This is a genomic window from Pantoea sp. S-LA4 (assembly GCF_054482835.1).
The window spans coordinates 1,553,308-1,575,693 of the sequence record NZ_JBTLRC010000002.1 but is presented as its reverse complement, the minus strand read 5'-3'; the positions used below and the strand labels follow the sequence as shown (position 1 = coordinate 1,575,693).

20 protein-coding genes are annotated in these 22,386 nt (G+C 58.3%); 15 read left to right on the top strand and 5 right to left on the bottom strand.

The genetic code is table 11. The features are described 5' to 3' along the window. Positions 1-197 precede the first annotated feature (197 nt). The 3 genes from ACX3P5_RS08255 to ACX3P5_RS08245 all read left to right on the top strand — a co-directional run bounded on the left by ACX3P5_RS08255 (position 198) and on the right by ACX3P5_RS08245 (position 4,705). Positions 198-1,895, top strand: a complete 1,698-nt coding sequence (locus tag ACX3P5_RS08255) for a ribulokinase (RefSeq protein WP_233984396.1) — start codon at positions 198-200, stop codon at positions 1,893-1,895. A gap of 146 nt (positions 1,896-2,041) precedes the next feature. Further along, complete coding sequence (araA, locus tag ACX3P5_RS08250; RefSeq protein ID WP_233984397.1) at positions 2,042-3,541, top strand: L-arabinose isomerase; 1,500 nt, start codon at positions 2,042-2,044, stop codon at positions 3,539-3,541. Between the two features lie 696 nt (positions 3,542-4,237). After that, the gene (locus tag ACX3P5_RS08245; protein WP_458968533.1) at positions 4,238-4,705 is read left to right on the top strand and encodes a GNAT family N-acetyltransferase; all 468 of its coding nucleotides are present in this window, start codon (positions 4,238-4,240) and stop codon (positions 4,703-4,705) included. Between the two features lie 36 nt (positions 4,706-4,741). Here the strand turns inward: ACX3P5_RS08245 and yjfF are convergent, their stop codons facing one another. The 4 genes from yjfF to ytfQ are packed head-to-tail and all read right to left on the bottom strand — an operon-like array spanning position 4,742 to position 9,265. After that, positions 4,742-5,728 (bottom strand): galactofuranose ABC transporter, permease protein YjfF, encoded by a 987-nt coding sequence (gene yjfF, locus ACX3P5_RS08240; protein ID WP_458968532.1) that lies wholly within the window; start codon positions 5,726-5,728, stop codon positions 4,742-4,744. Further along, positions 5,725-6,741 carry a galactofuranose ABC transporter, ATP-binding protein YtfT gene (ytfT, locus tag ACX3P5_RS08235; RefSeq protein WP_233984401.1) on the bottom strand — a complete coding sequence of 339 codons (1,017 nt, stop codon included), beginning with the start codon at positions 6,739-6,741 and terminating at the stop codon, positions 5,725-5,727. Before ytfT ends, yjfF begins: the two co-directional genes overlap by 4 nt. Then, a complete protein-coding gene (locus ACX3P5_RS08230; protein ID WP_233984402.1) occupies positions 6,734-8,254 on the bottom strand; it encodes a sugar ABC transporter ATP-binding protein in 1,521 nt (506 codons plus the stop codon). The genes ytfT and ACX3P5_RS08230 overlap by 8 nt, the downstream gene beginning before the upstream one ends. A 54-nt stretch (positions 8,255-8,308) precedes the next feature. Continuing rightward, positions 8,309-9,265: a galactofuranose ABC transporter, galactofuranose-binding protein YtfQ gene (gene ytfQ, locus ACX3P5_RS08225; protein ID WP_458968531.1), complete on the bottom strand. Its 957-nt coding sequence runs from the start codon at positions 9,263-9,265 to the stop codon at positions 8,309-8,311. Between the two features lie 604 nt (positions 9,266-9,869). Here ytfQ and ydgT point away from each other — a divergent pair. From ydgT to ACX3P5_RS08165, 12 genes are all read left to right on the top strand, one after another. Further along, positions 9,870-10,085 (top strand): transcription modulator YdgT, encoded by a 216-nt coding sequence (gene ydgT / locus ACX3P5_RS08220; RefSeq protein WP_233988181.1) that lies wholly within the window; start codon positions 9,870-9,872, stop codon positions 10,083-10,085. Positions 10,086-10,196: 111 nt separating this feature from the next. After that, entirely contained in the window at positions 10,197-10,640 is a 444-nt protein-coding gene (locus tag ACX3P5_RS08215; RefSeq protein WP_458968530.1) for a DUF2569 domain-containing protein, read from the top strand. Positions 10,641-10,763: 123 nt separating this feature from the next. Further along, positions 10,764-11,345: an electron transport complex subunit RsxA gene (gene rsxA, locus ACX3P5_RS08210; protein WP_031377346.1), complete on the top strand. Its 582-nt coding sequence runs from the start codon at positions 10,764-10,766 to the stop codon at positions 11,343-11,345. Further along, positions 11,345-11,923 carry an electron transport complex subunit RsxB gene (gene rsxB, locus ACX3P5_RS08205; RefSeq protein ID WP_233984405.1) on the top strand — a complete coding sequence of 193 codons (579 nt, stop codon included), beginning with the start codon at positions 11,345-11,347 and terminating at the stop codon, positions 11,921-11,923. Before rsxA ends, rsxB begins: the two co-directional genes overlap by 1 nt. After that, positions 11,916-14,564 carry an electron transport complex subunit RsxC gene (rsxC, locus tag ACX3P5_RS08200; RefSeq protein WP_458968529.1) on the top strand — a complete coding sequence of 883 codons (2,649 nt, stop codon included), beginning with the start codon at positions 11,916-11,918 and terminating at the stop codon, positions 14,562-14,564. The genes rsxB and rsxC overlap by 8 nt, the downstream gene beginning before the upstream one ends. Then, the gene (gene rsxD, locus ACX3P5_RS08195; RefSeq protein WP_233984407.1) at positions 14,565-15,623 is read left to right on the top strand and encodes an electron transport complex subunit RsxD; all 1,059 of its coding nucleotides are present in this window, start codon (positions 14,565-14,567) and stop codon (positions 15,621-15,623) included. Positions 15,624-15,626: 3 nt separating this feature from the next. Continuing rightward, the gene (gene rsxG / locus ACX3P5_RS08190) at positions 15,627-16,259 is read left to right on the top strand and encodes an electron transport complex subunit RsxG (protein ID WP_233984408.1); all 633 of its coding nucleotides are present in this window, start codon (positions 15,627-15,629) and stop codon (positions 16,257-16,259) included. Beyond that, positions 16,252-16,956 carry an electron transport complex subunit E gene (locus tag ACX3P5_RS08185; RefSeq protein ID WP_233984409.1) on the top strand — a complete coding sequence of 235 codons (705 nt, stop codon included), beginning with the start codon at positions 16,252-16,254 and terminating at the stop codon, positions 16,954-16,956. The genes rsxG and ACX3P5_RS08185 overlap by 8 nt, the downstream gene beginning before the upstream one ends. Beyond that, on the top strand, positions 16,953-17,585 hold the full coding sequence (gene nth / locus ACX3P5_RS08180) for an endonuclease III (protein WP_233984410.1): 633 nt from the start codon (positions 16,953-16,955) through the stop codon (positions 17,583-17,585). Before ACX3P5_RS08185 ends, nth begins: the two co-directional genes overlap by 4 nt. A 186-nt stretch (positions 17,586-17,771) precedes the next feature. Then, positions 17,772-18,494, top strand: coding sequence for an HPP family protein (locus ACX3P5_RS08175; RefSeq protein ID WP_233984411.1), 723 nt, complete (start codon positions 17,772-17,774; stop codon positions 18,492-18,494). Between the two features lie 199 nt (positions 18,495-18,693). Next, positions 18,694-20,037 carry an MFS transporter gene (locus ACX3P5_RS08170; protein WP_458968528.1) on the top strand — a complete coding sequence of 448 codons (1,344 nt, stop codon included), beginning with the start codon at positions 18,694-18,696 and terminating at the stop codon, positions 20,035-20,037. Then, positions 20,015-21,361: an enolase C-terminal domain-like protein gene (locus ACX3P5_RS08165; RefSeq protein ID WP_458968527.1), complete on the top strand. Its 1,347-nt coding sequence runs from the start codon at positions 20,015-20,017 to the stop codon at positions 21,359-21,361. Before ACX3P5_RS08170 ends, ACX3P5_RS08165 begins: the two co-directional genes overlap by 23 nt. 37 nt (positions 21,362-21,398) lie before the next feature. Here ACX3P5_RS08165 and ACX3P5_RS08160 read toward each other — a convergent pair whose 3' ends face one another. Then, positions 21,399-22,097, bottom strand: coding sequence for a CTP synthase C-terminal region-related (seleno)protein (locus ACX3P5_RS08160; protein WP_458968526.1), 699 nt, complete (start codon positions 22,095-22,097; stop codon positions 21,399-21,401). Positions 22,098-22,386: the final 289 nt, after the last annotated feature.

Genomic DNA, 22,386 nt, shown 5'->3' with positions numbered 1-22,386 from the left:
TGTAGAGCGGTATCACATCTTAAAATCACGGCAGAATGGTCCATATATTCAGCAAATTTAACCGGACGTTAACTTTTGCAATGGATCACAAAATCACTGTCGATGACAGAAAAGTGCATATTGTCAGCCAGCCATGACTAACCGTTCTGGCGCGTCGGACACAGGATGTAAGGGTTCATTAACTACAGGAGATTCCGATGCGTGCTGGAGCCATCACCCTTGGGCTGGACTTTGGTAGTGATTCGGTGCGTGCGCTGGCCGTCGATTGTCATAGCGGCAAAGAGCTGCAGAGTGCGGTGGTCAGTTACCCGCGCTGGCAACAGGGCTTGTACAGCGATCCACACACCAACCGTTTTCGTCACCATCCGCAGGATTATATCGATGCGATGGAACAGGCGATGCTCGGCGTTCTGAATGCACTTAGCGAGACGCAGCGCGCCGCCGTGGTCGGGATTGGCGTCGATACCACTGGCTCGACCCCGGCGCCGATCGATCGCGACGGCAACGTGCTGGCGCTGCGCCCCGAGTTTGCTGACAACCCCAACGCCATGTTTGTGTTGTGGAAAGATCACACCGCCATTGAAGAGGCGGAAGAGATTAACCAGCTCTGTCACAGCGGCCGTTTTCAGGATTACAGCCGCTATATTGGCGGCATTTACTCCTCTGAATGGTTCTGGGCCAAGATTCTGCACGTTTCACGCGAAGATGCGGCGGTACGTGACGCGGCGGTCTCCTGGGTGGAGCTGTGTGACTGGGTCCCGGCGCTGCTGAGCGGCACCACCGCACCCGATCGTCTGCGTCGTGGACGCTGCGCCGCCGGACATAAAGCGCTGTGGCACGGTGACTGGAACGGCCTGCCCGAGGCCGATTTCCTTAACGCCCTCGACCCGATGCTGACGCAACAGCTCGACTCTCCGCTGTTCAGCGACACCTGGACCGCTGACCTGCCGGTCGGCACCCTGAGCCCGGAATGGGCGCAGCGGCTCGGTCTGCCGCAGACGGTGACCCTCTCAGGCGGCGCGTTTGACTGCCATATGGGCGCAGTCGGCGGCGGCGCGAAGCCTTATACCCTGGTGAAAGTGATTGGCACCTCTACCTGCGACATCCTGATTGCGGATACTGAAAAGGTCGGCGATCGCGACATCAAAGGCATCTGTGGTCAGGTCGATGGCAGCGTAATGCCAGGCGCTATCGGGCTGGAAGCGGGACAGTCAGCCTTTGGTGATATCTATGCCTGGTTCAGCCGCCTGCTGGGCTGGCCGCTGCAGCTGGCGGCGGAACGTCATCCGGCGCTGAAACCGCAGCTGGCAGAGATGCAGAAGACGCTGATCAAAGATCTGACCGAGGCCTGGGCGGCCAATCCGCAGCTCGATCATCTGCCGGTGGTGCTCGACTGGTTTAACGGTCGCCGCACGCCGAACGCCAACCAGCGCCTGAAAGGCGTGATTACCGACCTGAATCTCGGCACCGATGCGCCCGCGCTGTTTGGCGGCCTGGTTGCCGCCACCGCCTTTGGCGCGCGCGCCATTATGGAATGCTTCGAGCAGCAGCAGATCCCGGTGGAAAATATCCTGACTCTCGGCGGCATCGCGCGTAAATCGCCCGCCATTATGCAGGCCTGTTGTGACGTGATGAACCGTCCGCTGGATATCGTCGCCTCAGACGAATGCTGTGCGCTGGGCGCGGCGATTTTCGCCGCCGTCGCGGCGGGCGTCTACCCCAGCGTGCCGGAGGCCCAGCAGGTGATGGCCAGTCCGATCGCCGTCACGCTGCAGCCCGATCCGGCGCGCGTGGCGCGCTATCAACAACTCTATCAACGCTATCAACAATGGTGCGTGACGGCTGAACCGCAATACGCCGCCCGCCCCGCTTCCGCTAAGAGCCTATCCCAGTAGGCGTAATTGTTGCAGGCAGTCTGGACACGGACAGCGCGGAACAACCAGGCGTACACCGAGTACGTGAGGATTGTGAGCACTGCTCAGGTTCAGACTGACAAATAAAATAGCCTATTGGGGTAGGCTCAAAGTAAAGGAGCGATCTTATGGAACAGTTAAACAGCTACAGCGTATGGTTTGTGATTGGCACGCAGCACCTCTACGGGGCGGAGACATTACGCCAGGTCGAACAACATGCGCGTCAGGTGGTCGAGGGATTAAATCAGGCCGGTCTGCCACTGCGTCTGGAGCTGAAACCGCTGGTGAAATCACCGGACGAAGCGCTGACCCTGTGCCGCGACGCCAATCACGATAACCAGTGCGTCGGCATCATTACCTGGCTGCATACTTTTTCACCGGCCAAAATGTGGATTGGCGGCCTCAGCGTGCTGAATAAACCGCTGCTGCAATTCCATACCCAGTTCAATGCTGAAATCCCGTGGGACAGCATGGACATGGACTTTATGAACCTGAACCAGACCGCACACGGCGGCCGTGAGTTTGGCTTTATCGGCGCGCGCATGGGGCTGCAACACAGCGTGGTCACCGGACACTGGCAGGATGGCGCCAGCCAGCAGCGTCTGGGTCACTGGATGCACGCAGCGCTGGCGAAACAGGCCAGCCAGCAGCTGAAAGTGGCACGCTTCGGCGACAACATGCGCGAAGTGGCGGTCACCGAAGGCGATAAAGTCGCAGCGCAGATTCAGTTCGGCTACTCAGTCAATGGCTGGGGCGTTGGCGACCTGGTTGAGGTGATCAATCAGGTGAGTGACGGCGACGTCAATGCGCTGATCGACGAGTATGAAAGCCTCTATCGCTTTACCGACGTGGCGGCTTCTGGTGGCGAAAAACGGCAGAACGTGCTGGATGCCGCACGCATCGAGCTCGGCCTGAAGCGTTTCCTGGAAGCGGAAGGCTGCCACGCTTTCACTACCAACTTCCAGACGCTGCACGGCATGACGCAGTTGCCAGGTCTGGCGGTGCAGCGTCTGATGGGCCAGGGCTACGGCTTTGCCGGTGAAGGCGACTGGAAAACCGCTGCGCTGCTGCGCATCTTCAAAGTGCTGGCTGGCGACCGCAAAGGTGGCACCTCATTTATGGAGGATTACACCTATCACTTCTCTCCGGGTAACGATCTGGTGCTTGGCTCTCACATGCTGGAAGTCTGCCCCTCGATCGCCATTGAAGAGAAGCCGCTGATCGATGTGCAGTTCCTCGGCATTGGCGATAAAGCCGATCCGGCCCGCATGATCTTCTCTACACCGGCGGGTCGTGCAATTAACGCCAGCGTCATCGATATGGGCGATCGCTTCCGTCTGCTGGTTAACGTAGTGGATGCGATAGAACAGCCTAAGCCGCTGCCGAAGCTGCCGGTGGCGCGCGCACTGTGGAAAGCCCAGCCATCACTGGCGACCGCGTCCGAAGCGTGGATTCTGGGCGGCGGCGCGCACCATACGGTGTTCAGCCAGGCGCTGACGCTGGATGATATGTATCTGTACGGTGAAATGAACGACATCGAAGTGCTGGTGATTGATGAGCACACCCGGTTACCTGCGTTTAAAGATGCGCTGCGCTGGAACGAAGCGTATTACCGGCTGAAACGTTAATAACCAAAAGGCGCTGTTCATTTTTTAATTAGCAACGCGCCAGATTAAATGAAACCACCGATGCAGGCTTTTGCGGCATCGGTTTTTTTATATAAACGGTGCTATTCAGTCGGGAATAACAGGCGTTCCGTAAAGTCGCCATAAATAGATCCCGGTAGCCCCGGCCGCCGGGCTATTCTCCTCATCCGTCAGGCTCGCCCGCAAGCGGGCACACGCTTCGCGTTGTTCAAAAACGCTCCCAGCGTTTTTGTCCATGCGGCGGACGCTTTACTCCACTGCCCGTCACCTCCTCCTTATTGCTACTTCAGCGCATATTTAAAGGCTCAGGTACCCATAGCAAAAATTAAAAATCCTATGCGGCGAACACCTTACTTCACTGCTCGTTATCTACCCCTTATTAATACTTTCTCGCATGTTTTCAAAAGCAATGATCAAGCCCAACCGGGAAGGAAAGGCATGCCTGAAGAGCAAAGCGTCCGCGCCAGGGAAGGCGCGGCCGATCCGCATGGATGCGGGAATCCTTTGCGATCGGGCATCCCTTTCCTGACCTAGCACCAGCAACCAACAGCAATTGTTTTTCCTGTCATACAAAAGAGAGCCTAAGTCTTTGCTATAACTTAACCCTTTCATGAATTTGCACTTTCCCTCATCAGCCTGTATTGCTTGTAGCCTGAAAAAACAAAGGTAGCCAGAGCCATGCAAATTGCCGAACTGAACCAACATCCCGGCTACGCCGGACAAACCGCACAGTTACTGCACACGGAATGGTCAGCACTGCCTGCATGGTCGCATCAGCCCACCATCCTTGAGCGTATAAAACAGCGGAATCAGGCGCCTGCTGCAGAATTTACCCTCATCGCCACGCCGGATGGCGAAACGGTTGCCGCTACCTGTAGCCTCATTCGTTATGAACTGGATGACATCGCGGCAAGGGAATACTGGATCGGTGAAGTGGTAACGGATAAGAAATTCCGGGGCCAGGGCGTGGCAAAAGCGTTGATCCAGCAGGCAATCGCGCGAGCAAAACAGCAGCAGATTGGCGAGCTCTGGCTCTATACTCCCGATCAACAGGCGTACTATCAGCGTTCAGGATGGCAGGCGGTGGAACAGCGGCAAATAGCGGGTGAAGAGGTCACGGTGATGAGGCTGCATCTGGCGCAGTAATGGGCGGCTCCTGCGAGCCGCCTTTTAGCTGGAAACTCAGGAACTCAATCGTTTTACCGGTGCATTCTGCTGGCGATCCCAGATCACCGTCAGCAGGCGCTGCAACGCGATAAAGGCAAACAGCAGGATACCAATGGCGATTTTGGTCCACCACGAACTGAGCGTACCGTCGAAGTTAATCCAGGTCTGGATCAGCCCCTGAATCAATACGCCAAACAGCGTCCCCAGCACCGTGCCGACGCCGCCCGACAGCAGCGTGCCGCCAATCACCACCGAGGCAATCGCATCCAGCTCCACACCGAGTCCCGCCAGTGCATAGCCAGCCGAGGTATAGATCGAAAAGACGATACCGGCCAGCGTGGCTAAGGTGGTAGAGAGCATATAGATTTTGATGGTGGTGGCGCGGGTCGAAACCCCCATCAGCTGCGCCGAGGTCAGATTTCCGCCGATGGCGTAAACCTGATTCCCGAAGCGGGTGCGGTGCGCCAGAATGATGCCGCCCAGCACCACCACCAGCATAATCACCGCCAGCAGACTAAGGCGTCCGCCGCCCGGCACTTTCCACGCCAGGCTGGAGAGCATGGTGTAGAACGGATGATCGATCGGAATCGAATTTTCCGACACCAGATAGCTGCAGCCGCGCAGAAAAAACATGCCCGCCAGGGTGATAATAAACGCCGGGATCTTCAGCGCATCGATCAGCCAGCCCATCATCGCGCCAAACAGCGCCCCCAGCGACAGAATCACCGCGAAGGCCAGCAGCGGATCGAGGTGGAAATCGCCGATTGCCCGCGCCAGAAACACGCCGGTAAAGGCGATAACCGCGCCGACCGACAGGTCGATACCGCCGGATAAAATCACAAAAGTCATGCCGACCGCGATAATACCGAGAAAGGCATTGTCGGTCAGAATATTGCAGATCACCCGGGTTGAGGCAAAGCCCGGAAACTGGCTCAGGCAGAACAGATAACCCGCCACGAACACCAGCAAGGTGATCATCAACGGCAGATGGCGTTTGATCATGTCGGGCGTCTCCGTTTTAACATCGCAATAAAGCGCGGTGACTGCAGTAACAGTACGCACATCACCACCACCGCTTTCACTACCTGATTCAGCTCAGGCGGGAAGCCGGAGAGCAGAATGCCGGTGTTCATGGACTGAATAATCAGCGCGCCAATCAGTGACAGCACCAGATTGAAGCGTCCGCCCATCAGCGACGCGCCCCCAATCACCACCGCCAGAATTGCGTCCAGCTCCAGCCACAAGCCAGCGTTATTGGCATCCGCACCGCGAATATCCGCGGCCACAATCAGCCCCGCTACCGCCGCACAGACTCCGCTGATGGCGTAGGTGGACATCACCACCAGCCAGCCGGTAACGCCCGCATTGCGCGCAGCGCGCAGGTTAATGCCCACCGCTTCAATAAACAGACCGAGCGCGGTTTTTCGCGTCAGCAGCCAGACCGCCAGCGCCACCACCAGAGTGATCCAGACCGGCACCGGCAGCATCCACAACGAACCGTTACCAAACCAGCCGAGCGCATCGCTGTCGAACGTCACAATCTGTCCCTGAGTAATCAGCTGGGCGATACCGCGCCCCGCCACCATCAGAATCAGCGTGGCAACAAACGGCTGAATCCGCAGCAGCGCAACCAGCACCCCGTTCCAGATGCCGCACGCCAGACCGGTTCCTAGCGTGGCGAGAATAATAAACGGCAGGCTGTGTCCGGCCACGGTTAAGGTTGCCGCCGTCGCGCCGGCAATCGCCATCACCGCGCCCACCGAAAGGTCGATACCGCCGGTGGCGATCACCAGCGTCATGCCAATCGCCAGCAGCGCCACGGGCGCAGCGCGGTTGAGGATATCAATCGGGCTGCCGAACAGACGGCCATCCTGCAGATGAACAGCAAAAAAGTTGTTCGCCACCAGGCTATCGATCAGCAGCACCAGCAGCAGCGCGGCGATTTGCGGCATCCCCGGCGGCAGTTTCAGCTTACGGCGTTGCGGTTTTTCAGGTGTCATAGGGGTCTCAAGCATGTTGTGCCCCTCCGTCAGCGATAGCGTTAACGATCGACGCGACCGAAAGTTGTTCCAGCGGAATTTCTGCCACCTGCTTCAGGTCGCGCATAATCAGCACCCGATCGGCATAACCCACCAGCTCTTCCAGCTCAGAGGAGATCACCAGCAGCGCCAGTCCATCAGCGCACAGGGATTCGATTAAACGGATAATCTCGGCGTGTGCGCCCACGTCAATGCCGCGCGTCGGTTCGTCGAGGATCAGAAATTGCGGTTTAGTCACCAGCCAGCGCGACAGCAGAACCTTCTGCTGATTACCGCCCGACAGCAACTCCACCGGTTGATCGGCGTGCGGCGTACGGATACCCAGGCTCTTGATAAAGCGTTCGGCGATCGCCTGCTGCTCGCGCTTTTTAATCGGCCGCAACCAGCCGCGCTGCGCCTGCAGCGCCAGAATGATATTTTCGCGCACCGATGCCGCGCCAATGATCCCGTCGGTTTTACGATCTTCCGGACAGAACCCCATGCCCAGCTGCGATGCTCTGGCCGGATTGGTAATGCGCTGCACTTTGCCTTTGATTTTTGCCGTGCCGCGATCGGCGCGACGAATACCAAACAGCACTTCCGCCGTTTCGGTACGCCCGGAGCCGAGCAGCCCCGCCAGACCCACCACTTCACCGGGCCGGACTTCCAGGTTGAACGGCTCGATGGTGCCCTTTTTGCCATAATCTTCAAACGACACCACCGGCTGATTACTGCGCAGGGTACTGCCCTGTCGCTGCAGCGCGGTCTCCAGCAGTTCGCGGCCCAGCATCAGTTTAATCAGTTCAATTTGCGGCAGCGAAGCGGTATCGCGGGTCGCGATAAACTGCCCGTTGCGTAATACCGTAATGCGATCGGTAATGCGGTACACCTGGTCGAGAAAGTGGGTCACGAAAATCAGGCTCATCCCTTTGGCTTTTAACTGCGTCATCAGGGTAAACAGCATCTCTACTTCACTGGCGTCGAGGCTGGCGGTCGGCTCATCGAGGATCAACACCTGGGCGGAGAGATCGACCGCCCGGCAGATGGCGATAATCTGCTGCATCGCCACCGAGTAGTGTCCCAGCGGACGCGTCACGTCGAGGGAAAAACCGTAATTGCGCATCAGCGCATCGGCATCGCGCACCATACGCCGCCGATCGAGCATACCGAAGCGACGCGGCTCACGGCCAATATAGAGGTTATCCGCCACCGACATATTCGGCAGCATGTTCACTTCCTGATAAACCGTGCCGATGCCCATCTCCTGCGCTTCGGCCGTGTTGTGTGGGGAAATCGGTTTTCCGTTAAGGGTAATGGTGCCGGCATCGCGGCTGTAGACGCCGGTCAGCACTTTAATCAGGGTCGATTTGCCCGCGCCATTTTCACCCAGCAGCGCCATAATCTCGCCTTTGCGTATATCAAACGAAACGTTGCTCAGCGCCTTCACGCCGGGAAATCCTTTGCTGATGCCGCTAATGGTTAACAGCGATGTTTCATTGGGTGTGGTCATTCTGCTAACTCCGCCTCACGTCATGAAAAACCGCCCCGCAGGGCGGTCTGCGGCTTAGTAACCCATGCCTTTTTTGCGTTCCAGTTCGGTCTGCGCGTCAGCAGGCAGGAACAGTTTTGATTCGGTTTTGATCACTTTTGGCGGCAGCGTGCCCTCTTTCTTAAATTTCTCCAGCGCGTCAAATGCCGGGCCGGCCATGTTTGGCGTCAGCTCCACGTTGGCGTTGGCTTCGCCCGCCAGCATCGCTTTATAGATATCCGGCACACCGTCGATTGAGCCGGTCAGAATATCTTTGCCCGGTTTCAGGCCCGCTTCTTTAATTGCCTGGATGGCACCGATCGCCATGTCATCGTTGTGGGCGTAAACCATGCAGATGTTTTTGCCGTTGTTTTCCGCCTTGATGAAGCTCTCCATTACCTCTTTACCTTTACTGCGGGTAAAGTCGCCCGACTGAGAGCGGATCACTTTAATATTCGGATGGCCGCTGATCGCTTCGGCAAAGCCTTTCTTACGATCGATCGCCACGCTGGCCCCGACCGTGCCCTGCAGTTCCACCACGTTACACTGCTTGTCGCGGACGGTTTTCACCAGCCAGTCGCCAATCAGCTTACCTTCCAGCACGTTGTCCGCCGTGACCACCGCCTGATAGAGCGATTTGTCTTTAACGACGATGGCGCGGTCCAGCAGATAGACCGGGATTTTGGCGTCTTTGGCTTCTTCCAGCACCGGTTCCCAGCCGGTCTGCACCACCGGCGCAATAAAGATGGCATCCACGCCCTGAGCAATAAATGAGCGCACCGCTTTTATCTGGTTCTCCTGTTTTTGCTGACCATCGGCGATTTTCAGCGTGATACCGCGTTTTTTAGCCTCGCTTTTCGCCACGTTGGTTTCTGCTGAACGCCAGCCAGATTCCGAACCCACCTGCGAGAAGCCGACCGTCATGTCCGCAGCCAGCACCGGACCAGTCAACGCGGCGCTGACCAGCGTGGTCAGAAGTAAACGTTTCCACATAGTTTTTATTCCTCTGAAGGGCATTTGCTGTTTAGGGTAGAGAGCTCGCTTAGCCTGGACTAAAAAAGGGTGCATAATGGCGACATGCTTCACAAAATTGAGCAAATTAAAGGAGTTACGTGCAGGCATGCGGTTTTTTTCATGGGCGGTTATGGATAAAATAACTGAAAGCAAAATCCGGGCAGGTTAAATAATTGTAATAAACAGAATCGCTTATGCGCAGCCTCTCTGGAAGCGATTACAGCCAGGCGTACTAAATGGGTTATCTGCCCGTCCGATGAACAAAAAATGGGATTTGTGATTACCCGCACAATGCGATTTCTGGCCTGCTGGCGGGCGAAACGTTTCTCTGGTGGGTTCGGCTGACTTTCCCGCTCTATAGCACGCTGAAAGGTCATCACTGACGGGGAGAAGTTTGCAGACCGGTGATTCAGCCCAACAGGCAAGCCTGTTGCTCAATAATAAAACGTGCAAAAATGGACTTTTAGCGGCGTATCCCGGTCTTTTGTCTGATTTTCACCTTTTTTTCACGACAGGATCTGGACAGCTTTAGGTTGCCCCCTATACTGAGCACTCCTTCGTTCCTTCTACTGTTATGGCAATGATGACTGCGTACGACTACCTGCTTAAATTTCGCAAAGTGAATAACTCAGACAGTCTGGAAAAGCTCTTCGATCACCTCAATTACTCGCTCACCGATGACATGGAAATCATCAATATGTACCGCGCTGCCGATCATCGACGTGCCGAACTGGCGTCGGGCGGACGGTTATATGATCTGGGCTGTGTGCCTCAGACGGTGTGGCGCTACGTGGTTTAATTTCCGGCTGCCCGTTCGCCTTTTTTATCGGTCACGTTGTCCAGGCGGGCACACCCCATCTGGACATGCTATTCTGCTGCGCTTCAACCTCCCGAAACAGGAATACCCGCTATGAATGAACAGGTTGCTGCGCCGCGCATCGGTGGCTGGCTTTTGCTGCCGCTGGCCTGGCTGATTATGACCCTGTTAACCACCGCGCTGGTGATGGCGATGTACCTTACACCGCTGTTTAACCCGGAATGGCGTGCCACACTCTTTTCTCACGGCAGCACCCTTTTCTCGTACTGGGCCATCTCTCTGCTCACCACCGTCGCGGTCTGGGCCTATAGCCTGTGGATCTGCTGGCTGTTCTTTAAACGCTCACGCCGTTTGCCGCGTCATTATCTGCTGTGGTTGCTGATTACCGTGCTGTTAGCGCTGAAAACCTTTGCCTTTACCCCGGTTTCTGACAGCCGCGCCCTGCAGACGCTCCTGCTGTCACTGCTGGCGGCAGCGGTGTTTGTTCCCTACTTCAAACGCTCACAACGGGTTAAAAACACCTTTATCGAGCCGTAATCGCGTGAGTTATGTCAGGAATTTAATTCTGAGTGCGGTCTGCCAGACCGGTCGCGGCGTAGGTGTTGAGATACGCCACACTATCTATGATAATAAGCCGCTTTCTGGTTCCCAGGCGAAAAAATGACCGATTATCTGCTTCTCTTTGTTGGTACTGTGCTGGTTAATAACTTCGTGCTTGTGAAGTTCCTTGGCCTGTGCCCGTTTATGGGCGTTTCCAAAAAACTGGAAACGGCGATCGGCATGGGCCTGGCCACCACCTTCGTCATCACCCTGGCCTCGATCTGCGCCTGGCTGGTGAATCACCTGATCCTGCTGCCGCTGGATCTGGTCTATCTGCGCACCATGGCCTATATCCTGGTGATCGCCGTGGTGGTGCAGTTCACCGAGATGGTGGTCCGTAAAACCAGCCCGTCACTCTATCGCCTGCTGGGCATTTTCCTGCCGCTGATCACCACTAACTGTGCGGTGCTCGGCGTGCCGCTGCTGAGCGTGAACCTGAATCACACCTTTTTACAGGCGGCGCTCTACGGCTTTAGCGCCTCGCTCGGCTTTTCGCTGGTGATGGTGCTGTTCGCTGGCATGCGCGAACGTCTGGTGCTGGCCAATGTCCCGGCACCGTTCAAAGGTAACTCTATTGCCCTGATTACCGCGGGCCTGATGGCGCTGGCGTTTATGGGCTTTACCGGCCTGGTGAAATTCTGATGACCGGGATCTGGATTGCCATTGCTGTATTAAGTGCGCTGAGTCTGGTGTTCGGCGCGCTGCTGGGCTACGCCTCACGTCGCTTCGAAGTCGAAGAAGATCCCATCGTTGAACAAATTGATGCCATTCTGCCGCAGAGCCAGTGTGGACAGTGCGGCTATCCCGGTTGCCGTCCCTATGCCGATGCGGTAGGCAATAACGGAGAAGCGATCAACAAGTGCGCGCCAGGCGGAGAGCAGACCATGCTCAAGCTGGCGGAGCTGCTCAATGTTGAGCCGCAGCCGATTGATGGCGATGAAACCGCCAAAGCGCCAGTCCGCACCGTGGCCTTTATTGATGAAGCGAACTGCATCGGCTGCACCAAGTGTATTCAGGCCTGCCCGGTCGATGCGATTGTCGGGGCGACCCGCGCGATGCACACCGTGCTGAGCGATGTCTGCACCGGCTGCGATCTCTGCGTGGCACCCTGCCCGACTGACTGCATCGAGATGCGGCCGGTTGAGACGACGCCTGCCAACTGGAAATGGGATCTGAACAGCATCCCGGTGCGGGTGATCCCGGTAGAAAACCATGCTTAATTTGTTGAATTTTTTCAAAAAAGATAAGATCTGGGATTTCGATGGCGGCATTCATCCGCCGGAAATGAAAACCCAGTCCAACGGCACGCCACTGAGCGAACTGCCGTTGCCGCACCGTTTTATCATCCCGCTGAAACAGCATATCGGTCATGAAGGTGAAATCTGCGTCGCGCCTGGCGATAAGGTGCTGCGCGGTCAGCCGCTGACGTTTGGCACCGGCCGGATGTTACCGGTGCATGCGCCGACCTCCGGCACCATTGAGGGAATCGGTCAGCACATGACCGCCCATCCATCGGGCCTGTCAGAGCTGTGCATTTTCCTGACGCCCGATGGCGAAGACCGCTGGATGCCACTCGATCCGCTCCCCGATTACCGGCAGCATTCGCGCGCTGACATCGTGCAGCGCATTCACGATGCCGGTATTGCCGGCCTGGGCGGCGCCGGTTTTCCCACCGCCACCAAGCTGAAAGGCGGCCTGCGCGGTGTTAAAACGCTGATCATCAACGCCGCGGAATGCGAACCTTACATCACGGCGGATGACCGCCTGATGCAGGACTACGCCGCTGAAGTGCTGGAAGGCAGCCGGATTCTCGCCTGGGTATTACAGGCAGAGCGGGTACTGATTGGCATTGAAGATAATAAACCTGAAGCCATTGCCGCGCTGAAGCAGGCACTGGGCGGCGAGCGCGATCTGCAAATCCGGGTGATCCCGACCAAATACCCCTCTGGCGGTGCTAAACAGCTGACCCGCATCCTGACCGGGATGGAGGTGCCACACGGCGGACGCTCGACCGATATCGGCGTGCTGATGCAGAACGTCGGTACCGCCTGGGCGGTTAAGCGCGCCATTATCAACGGTGAACCGATTACCGAACGCGTGGTGACGCTGACCGGCGAGGCGATCGCCCAGCCGCGCAACGTCTGGAGCCGTCTCGGCACCCCTATCAGTCATCTGCTGCATCAGGTTGGATTCCGTCCTGGACCGCGCCAGATGGTGATCATGGGCGGTCCGCTGATGGGCTTCACCCTGCCGTCGCTGGATGTGCCGGTGGTGAAGATCACCAACTGTATTCTGGCGCCTTCCGGCAGCGAAATGGGCAATAACGACGAAGAGCAGTCCTGTATTCGCTGTTCCGCCTGCGCCGATGCCTGCCCGGCGAAGCTGCTGCCACAGCAGCTCTACTGGTACAGCCAGGGCGGCGATCACGACAAGGCGCGCGCCCATCATATTGATGACTGCATTGAATGCGGTGCCTGCGCCTATGTCTGCCCGAGCAATATCCCGCTGGTGCAATATTACCGGCAGGAAAAAGCGGAACTGCGCGCCATCGATCTGGAAGCGAAACGGACTCTCGAAGCCAAAGCGCGGTTTGAAGCGCGTCAGGCGCGACTGGAACGTGAGAAGCAGGCGCGTGAAGCGCGACACGAAGAAGCGAAACAGCGCGTTGCCCGCAGTGACAACAGCGAACTGGCCGCAGCGAAAGCACGAGCAACCGCCCGTCGCGCCGAGCCGGATGAAGCCACGGCCGAAGCGCAGCGTGAAGCCCGTCATGCACAGGCACGTTTGCGTCAGGCCGAGGCTCAGGCGGAAACCCAGCCGCTGACTCGTCAGACAACCGATCCGCGTAAAGCGGCGGTTGAGGCGGCCATCGCCCGCGCCAAAGCGAAGAAAATGACGCCAGCCGAGGCTGAAGTCAGTGAAGATGCGGAAGTTGATCCGCGTAAAGCCGCCGTCGAAGCCGCCGTTGCCCGAGCCAAAGCGAAGAAAGCCGCACAGGCTGAAAACGCGGCGGATGCTGAGCCGCAGACGGCTGCTGCTGAGCCTGCCGCTGAAGCCGAAGACCCGCGTAAAGCCGCGGTGCAGGCCGCTATCGCCCGCGCCAAAGCGAAGAAAGCCGCACAGGCTGAAAGCACGGCGGATGCTGAGCCGTATACGGTAGCTGACGCTGAGCCTGCTGCAGAAACCGACGACCCACGCAAAGCCGCAGTGCAGGCGGCTATCGCCCGCGCCAAAGCGAAGAAAGCCGCACAGGCTGAAAACGCGGCGGATGCTGAGCCGCAGACGGCTGCTGAGCCTGCTGCTGAAGCCGAAGACCCGCGTAAAGCCGCAGTGCAGGCCGCTATCGCCCGCGCCAAAGCGAAGAAAGCCGCGCAGGCGGCAAGCGCGGCGGATGCTGAGCCGCAGACGGTAGCTGGCGCTGAGCCTGCCGCTGAAACCGAAGACCCGCGCAAAGCCGCAGTGCAGGCGGCCATTGCCCGCGCCAAAGCGAAGAAAGCCGCACAGGCTGAAAACGCGGCGGATGCTGAGCCGCAGACGGCTGCTGAGCCTGCTGCTGAAGCCGAAGACCCGCGCAAAGCCGCGGTGCAGGCGGCTATCGCCCGCGCCAAAGCGAAGAAAGCGCAGGCGCAGGCGGCGGCCGCAGAAGAAGCGTCGCGGGATGCTGCGGTAGCAGCCACTGCCGCCCACCACGCCGTAGAAAAAGCCGAACAGGCGCAGGAGCAGGCCAACAACGCCAACGCGGAACCGGAACAGGCACCTGAACTGAATCAACCCGATGATGCGCGTAAAGCTGCCATAGCGACCGCCATCGCCCGTGCCAAAGCGCGTAAAGCGCAGTCGTCTACGACGCTTGAGGATTAAATGGCTTTTCGTATCGCAAGTTCCCCTTATACCCATAACCGCCGCAGTACCGGCAATATCATGTTGCTGGTGGTGCTGGCGGCGGTGCCGGGCTTTGCCGCACAGTGTTATTTCTTTGGCTACGGCACTTTTTTGCAGGTTTTACTGGCAACGCTGACCGCCTGGCTGACCGAAGCCGCGATTTTACGGCTGCGTAAAGCCCCGATTGGCAGCAACCTGGCGGATAACTCCGCGCTACTGACCGCGGTGCTGATCGGCATCAGCCTGCCGCCGCTGGCGCCCTGGTGGCTGGTGGTGATCGGTACGGTCTTTGCCATCGTGATTGCCAAACAGCTGTATGGTGGGCTGGGTCAGAACCCGTTTAACCCGGCGATGGTGGGATATGTGGTGCTGCTGATCTCCTTCCCGGTGCAGATGACCAGCTGGCTGCCGCCCGACACGCTTCAGGCGATCAAACCGACGCTGCTGGATAGCCTGAGCATGGTATTCCGCGGCCACACGCTGGCAGGCGAAACCATGCAGCAGTTGCAGATGGGTGTGGATGGCGTCAGTCAGGCAACGCCGCTGGATACCTTTAAAACCGGTCTGCGCGCCGGTCACAGCGCCGATCAGTTACTGGCGCAGCCGATCTACAGCGGCGTACTGGCGGGTCTCGGCTGGCAGTGGGTCAACCTGGCTTATCTGGCTGGTGGTCTGTTTCTGCTGTGGAAAAAGGCTATCCGCTGGCATATTCCTGCCGCTATGCTGCTGTCGCTGGCGTTGTGCGCAACGCTGGGCTGGCTGTTCTCACCTGATTCACTGAACAGCCCGCTGATTCACCTGTTCTCGGGCGCGACCATGCTGGGGGCGTTTTTCATCGCTACCGATCCGGTGACCGCCTCCACGACGAACCGCGGCCGTCTGCTTTACGGCGCGCTGATTGGTCTGCTGGTCTGGCTGATCAGAAGTTTTGGCGGCTATCCGGATGGCGTCGCCTTTGCGGTGTTGCTGGCTAACATCTGCGTGCCGCTGATCGATTACTATACTCAGCCGCGCGTTTACGGCCATCTCAAGGATTAAGCGATGCTGCAGACCATTCGTAAAAATGGCGTGACGCTGGCAATTTTTGCCGCGATTACCACTGCCGCCACCGCCGTGGTGAATACCGTGACCAAACCCACGGTGGAGCATCAGACCCAGCTGCAGCAAAAAAACCTGCTGGATCAGGTGGTACCGGCTACGCTCTACGACAACAATATTCAGCAGGATTGTTACGTTGTCACCGATCCCGCACTGGGCAATAGTGCTCCTCACCGCCTCTATCTGGCGCGGAAACAGGGTCAGCCGGTGGCGGCTGCGCTGGAAACGACCGCGCCGGACGGCTATTCAGGTGCGATTCAGATGCTGGTCGGTGCTGATTTTAGCGGTAAAGTGCTGGGGGTTCGGGTGGTTGAACACCATGAAACGCCCGGTCTGGGCGATAAAATTGAGTTGCGTATTTCAGACTGGATCAACAGTTTTAATGGCAAAGTGGTTCAGGGGCCGACCGATAAAGCCTTTGCGGTGAAAAAGGATGGCGGTGAGTTCGACCAGTTTACCGGTGCCACCATCACGCCGCGCGCGGTGGTCAATGCCACCAGACGCACCGCCCTGTTAATTGAAACCCTTCCGGAGAGATTCTCTTCGTTACCGGCATGTGGAGACGCAAATGAGTGAAGCTAAAAGCCTGCTGGTGGGCGGGCTGTGGAAAAATAACTCCGCGCTGGTTCAGCTACTGGGCCTCTGCCCGCTGCTGGCCGTGACCGCCACCGCCACCAACGCGCTGGGACTGGGTCTGGCGACCACGCTGGTGCTGACCCTGACCAACAGTTTTATCTCCGCCTCACGCCGCTGGGTGCCGTCGGAGATCCGTATCCCGATTTACGTGATGATCATCGCCTCGGTGGTGAGTTGCGTACAGATGCTGATCAACGCCTACGCCTACGGTTTGTATCAGTCACTGGGCATCTTTATCCCGCTGATTGTCACTAACTGCATCGTGGTTGGCCGGGCCGAAGCTGTGGCCTCAAAAAGCAGTATCCCGCTGGCGGCGCTGGATGGATTCGCTATCGGTATGGGCGCGACCTGCGCCATGGTCGTGCTGGGTTCGATGCGCGAAATCATCGGCAGCGGCACGCTGTTCAACGGTGCCGATCAGCTGCTGGGGCCGTGGGCGAAGTCGTTACGCATCGAGGTGGTCCATTTTGACTCGCCGATGCTGCTGGCTATGCTGCCGCCTGGCGCCTTTATCGGCCTTGGCATGATGCTGGCAGGCAAATATCTGATCGACCAGAAGATGAAGCAGCGGGCCGCACAGCGGGCAGAAGCCGCAGCCACTGCGACGCCACAGGGTGCAACCGGGAAAGCGGTGTGAACCAGACGAAACGTAATGAGATCCTGCGTCGGCTGCAGCAGAATAATCCGCATCCGACCACCGAGCTTAACTTCAGCTCCCCGTTTGAGCTGCTGATTGCGGTACTGCTCTCGGCCCAGGCGACTGACGTCAGCGTCAATAAAGCCACCGCCCGGCTCTATCCGGTGGCGAATACTCCGGCGGCGATGCTGGCGCTGGGCGTTGAGGGCGTGAAGGAATACATCAAAACTATCGGGCTGTTTAACAGCAAAGCGGAGAATGTGATTAAGACCTGCCGCATCCTGCTGGAACAGCACAATGGCGAGGTGCCGGAAGATCGTGCCGCGCTGGAAGCCCTGCCCGGCGTTGGCCGTAAAACCGCTAACGTGGTGCTGAATACCGCGTTTGGCTGGCCAACCATCGCGGTCGATACCCATATCTTTCGCGTCAGCAATCGCACCCGCTTTGCGCCGGGTAAAAATGTTGAAGAGGTGGAGCAGAAACTGCTGAAGGTAGTGCCGGCGGCGTACAAGGTCGACTGTCATCACTGGCTGATTCTGCATGGTCGTTACACCTGCGTGGCGCGCAAGCCGCGCTGTGGTGCCTGTCTGATTGAAGACCTGTGTGAGTATCCCGATAAAGTCGATTAACCGGCTGCTCTGACCCTCTACGGCGGGTTTTTTATTGCTGGTCGCGCCGCCACGCAATGATCTTCTTCCGCCCCCATGTCCCGCCGTTGATACCTGCACAGTTTGTCGGGTTGTTACATTGATGTTGATGATGGAAAATCGCCGCCCCTGACGATAAGAAAATGTTATGACACGGTGAGTAAAGTAATGAATAACAGCCCTTCCACCGGCAGGCACGCGGTACGCCTGTTTCTGGCCCGTCTCTGGCCACATCCGCTGGCGGTGAGTAAAAAGCATATTTTTTTTGCCAGCCTGGGTGCCGGTAGCGGATTGATTCTGACCAGCCTGCTCAGCCACTGGCTGCTGGGCGAGCTGAATTTATGGTTTATCGCCCCGGTCGGCGCTTCGGCGGTGCTGCTGTTTGGCGTGCCGGCCAGTCCACTGGCGCAGCCGTGGGCAGTGGTTGGCGGAAATACGCTGTCGGCACTGGCTGGCGTCACGGTGAGTCAGTTTATCCCCCATCCCGCTATTGCCATGGGCGTTGCCGCCGGTCTGGCCATTCTGTTGATGTTTAAGCTGCGCTGCCTGCATCCACCGGGTGGTGCGGTGGCCCTGACCGCCATTTTAGGCGGTCCGACGGTGCAGCAGATGGGCTACCACTTTGTGCTGACGCCGGTGCTGATCAACTCGGTGACGCTGGCCCTGCTGGCTATGCTGTTTAATAACCTGGCCGGACGCCGCTATCCACACCCGCTGGCCCCGGAAGAGGTGAAACCGGAGCCGGTAGCGATGCCGGTACCGCTGACGCGCGCGGATCTGCACCAGGCGCTGGAAGCCGGTGAACTGCTGGATATCGACGAAGATGATTTGCAGGCCCTGTTGCAGCGCGCGGAACTGATCGCCCAGCGCCGTCAGACCGCCAGCGCCTGATTCCCGCCGTATGGCGTCAGCGCCGAACTTGATCCGTGCCACAGATTTGGTCAGCCAAAGCGCAGCGGCTTTTCTATAACATACTGATAACACTCTCGCCCAGGCCGGACGCCCAGTCTGCCTTGGGCGATTGCCCATAGAGCCCGCCTTTTCATCTCCTTACACTTTACTCTTCTTTACGCAACCGCGAGGAAGACCGATGGAAAGCGCCCTGTCACTCGATCACGATGAGCTGATTGCCTCCGCCATCAAAAAGTTTTTCACCCGCATCATTCCGATGCTGGCCGTTATGCTGATCATTAATCAGATCGACCGCGCCAATATAGGCTTTATCAAAGCAGAGCTGCAGACCGATGCCGGCATCAGCGCCGCGGCTTTCGGGCTGGGCGCCGGGCTGTTTTTTATCGGTTACGCGCTGTTTGAGGTGCCGAGTAACCTGATGATGAAGCGTTTTGGTGCCCGGGTCTGGCTGACGCGCATCATGATTACCTGGGGGCTGGTCGTGGTGCTGACCGGCTTTATCACCTCGGCGACGCAGTTCTATCTGCTGCGCTTTTTACTCGGCGTCGCCGAGGCGGGCTTCTTTCCCGGCGTACTGTTCTATTTTCGCCAGTGGGTGCCGAATGCCTGGCGCGGTCGGGCTACCGCGATGGTGCTGAGCGCGACCGCCGGGGCCTTTCTCTTTTCCGGCCCGATTACCGGCGCGATCCTGATGATGCATAATTTTCTCGGCATCGCGGGCTGGAAATGGGTGATGTTTCTGGAAGGTGGCGCTTCGGTGCTGGTGGGGATTCTGGCCGCCTGGGTGCTGGTTTCGCGACCTGCCGATGCTCGCTGGCTCAGCGAACCGGAAAAGCAGGCGCTGGCACAGCAGCTGCACAACGAAGAAGCCCATCGCGACCAGCTTAATCAGCAGCCGGGCCGGATGTCGCTGCTGCGTAACCGCAGCCTGCTGTTCTTCTGCGTTATTTTCTTCACCATGACCATGACCGGCTACACGCTGGTGTTCTGGCTGCCACAGATTATTCAGCGTATTCAGGGCTTCAGCAGTTTTGGCATCGGGATTCTGACCGCCGTGCCCTGGCTGTGCGCGATTGTCGCCATCAACCTGCTGAGCCGCTTTTCTGATCGCCATCGTGACAAGCTGAATAAGGCGCTGGGTGCCGCCATGCTGGTCGCCGCCTGCGGCACCTTTATGGCGACGCTGGGATCGCCGTGGTTTGGTTTCGTGGCGATGATCGTCGCCTGCATTGGCTCGAAAGTCAGCGCCACCTTTTTCTGGCCGATGCCACAGGGCGAACTGCCCGCCTCGATTGTGGCACCCGGCATTGCGCTGGTGAACTCAATCGGTAATCTCGGCGGCTTCTTCGCGCCGACGGTATTTGGCTATCTGGAAATGAAGACCGGCTCAACCACCGGCGGTCTCTACGCCCTGACCAGCGTCTCGCTGCTGACCGGTCTGTGGCTGCTGCTGCGTCGCAAACCGGCCCCGTCTTCCCTTGTCCCTATGGAGAATCAACATGTCAGCCAGTCCAGTCATTAAATCTATGCGGGTGGTGCCGGTCGCCGGCTATGACAGTATGCTGCTGAATATTGGCGGCGCGCATAACTGCTATTTCACCCGCATTCTGGTGATTCTTACTGACTCCGCTGGCCGCACCGGGGTCGGCGAAAGCCCGTGCCACGCCTCGACGCTGGCGCTGCTTGAGCGTTTTCGGCCACAGATTGAGGGCAGCGATCTGCTGCGGCTTAACGCCACCATTTCGACGCTGTTCGCCAGCGATGCGCGCCACCAGCAAAGTGCGCATACCGATAATATTCATATTCCGCAGATGAATCCGGAGAAGTTCTACAACGCCGCCGCGGCGATTGAAGCGGCGTTACTCGACCTGCTGGGGCAGCACCTCGATCTGCCGGTCGCCGAGCTGCTGGCCAGCGGCAAACAGCGCGATCGGGTGCCGGTACTCGGCTACCTGTTCTATATCGCCGACCGGCATCTGACCACCATGAATTACCAGCCGGGCCAGGCCGGTGGCGATGACTGGCTCCGCCTGCGCCATGAAAAAGCGATGGATGCCGAAGCGGTGGTGCGGCTGGCAGAAGCCGCCACCGATCGCTACGGTTTCCGTGACTTCAAACTCAAAGGCGGCGTGCATCACCCCGAAGTGGAAGTGGAGACGGTGAATGCGCTGCTGGCGCGCTTCCCCACGGCGCGGGTCACTGTTGATCCCAACGCCAGCTGGTCACTGGATGAAGCGATTTACTACGGTCGTCAGCTGGCGGGCCGTATTCCCTATCTGGAAGATCCCTGTGGCGCGGAAAACGGCTATTCCGGCCGTGAGACGCTGGCGGAATTTAAGCGCGCTACCGGTATCCCGGTTGCCACTAATATGATCGCCAACGACTGGCGTCAGTTGCAGCACGCTTTACAGCTCAATGCCATCGACATCCCGCTGGCCGATCCGCACTTCTGGACGATGCGCAATGCGCACACCGTGGCGCAGCTGTGCCATGAATGGGGACTGACTACCGGCTGTCACTCAAATAACCATTTTGATGTATCGCTGGCGATGGTAGCGCATCTGGGTGCCGCAGCACCTGGCGATCGGCTGACCGCCTTCGATACGCACTGGATCTGGCAGGATGGACAGCAGCTGACGCAGCAGGCACCGCAGATCCGCGACGGCTTTCTGGAGCTGCCTGAAGGACCCGGCCTGGGGATTACGCTGGATATGAAGCGGGTCGACGCGGCACATGCACTCTACAACGCGCTGCCGGATAAAAATCGCAATGATGCGATCGGGATGCAATTTCTGATCGAAAACTGGGCGTTTGACGCCAGACGCCCGGCGCTGCTGCGTGATTAACCGGGCACGCTGTGACAGTGTCACAGCGTGCCGCGCATTAGCGTTGTGCCAGTGCGGCCTGCATCCAGGCAATCACCAGCGGTGAATCCTGTTGTTGCAGGGCCGCACGCTCTGACTGGAACAGCGTTGCCACAAAGAAAGGATGATCCTGCAGTTCTACGCCGCGCACGTCACCGTCGGCATCCCATGCGGTAATGTCCAGCGTCTTACCGGCCAGCGCTGCCGTGAACTCAGGATTAACGCCGAAGTTACAGTGGTAGCCTTCATCGCTGCTGAGCGTAGCGTAGGCCTGCGCAATGCGTGAACCGGCTTCAAATCTCACCGCGCCCCGCTGCTCCACCAGCGAACAGCTGAGAGGCGCTATCACCATCCGCCCGGTCCGATCGGTCTCAGCATGTGCCGCATCCTGCCAGTCCAGCACGTTGCGGGCATATTCAATCACCGCGTACTGAAATCCGCCGCAGGAGCCGAGAAAGGGTTTGCCCTGTTCCCGCGCCAGCCGGATGGTGGCGAAAACGCCCGCATCATTATGGTAAGGACTGCCAGGTACCACCCAGATCGCCTCACGTTGTTGCAGGCGGCTCAGATCGCCCAGCTGTTCAGTGGCAATCCATTCAGCGTCAACGCGGATATTCAGATGGGCGGCGGCACGTTCAATCGCCAGCGGAATGGCCTGATGGGCTACGGCGTCAGCACGGTAGTCGCCAACCAGAGATAAACGTAAAGGGGAAGACATGGGACGATCCTTATGAGGGAAATTAAGAGGTTACAGTAATGTTAATTTCTTGTCTAGCGCCCTTGCTACGCCTCAACTTTACCGGAAAACGCGGCTCTGGTTCATCTCAACGACCTGATAGCCGCTGTTAAGGTGGTACTGATTTCCGAAACCGCGAAGCACAGCGATCGACCGGGCGGTCTGCTGGCTGCCTTACCGCTTGTCACCCTGCTGATCCGGGTAAAACCGGAAGGGCAAACGCAGGCGATCATTGTCGCCCACGTCGGGTACCTTTTCTTTTTGACAACGA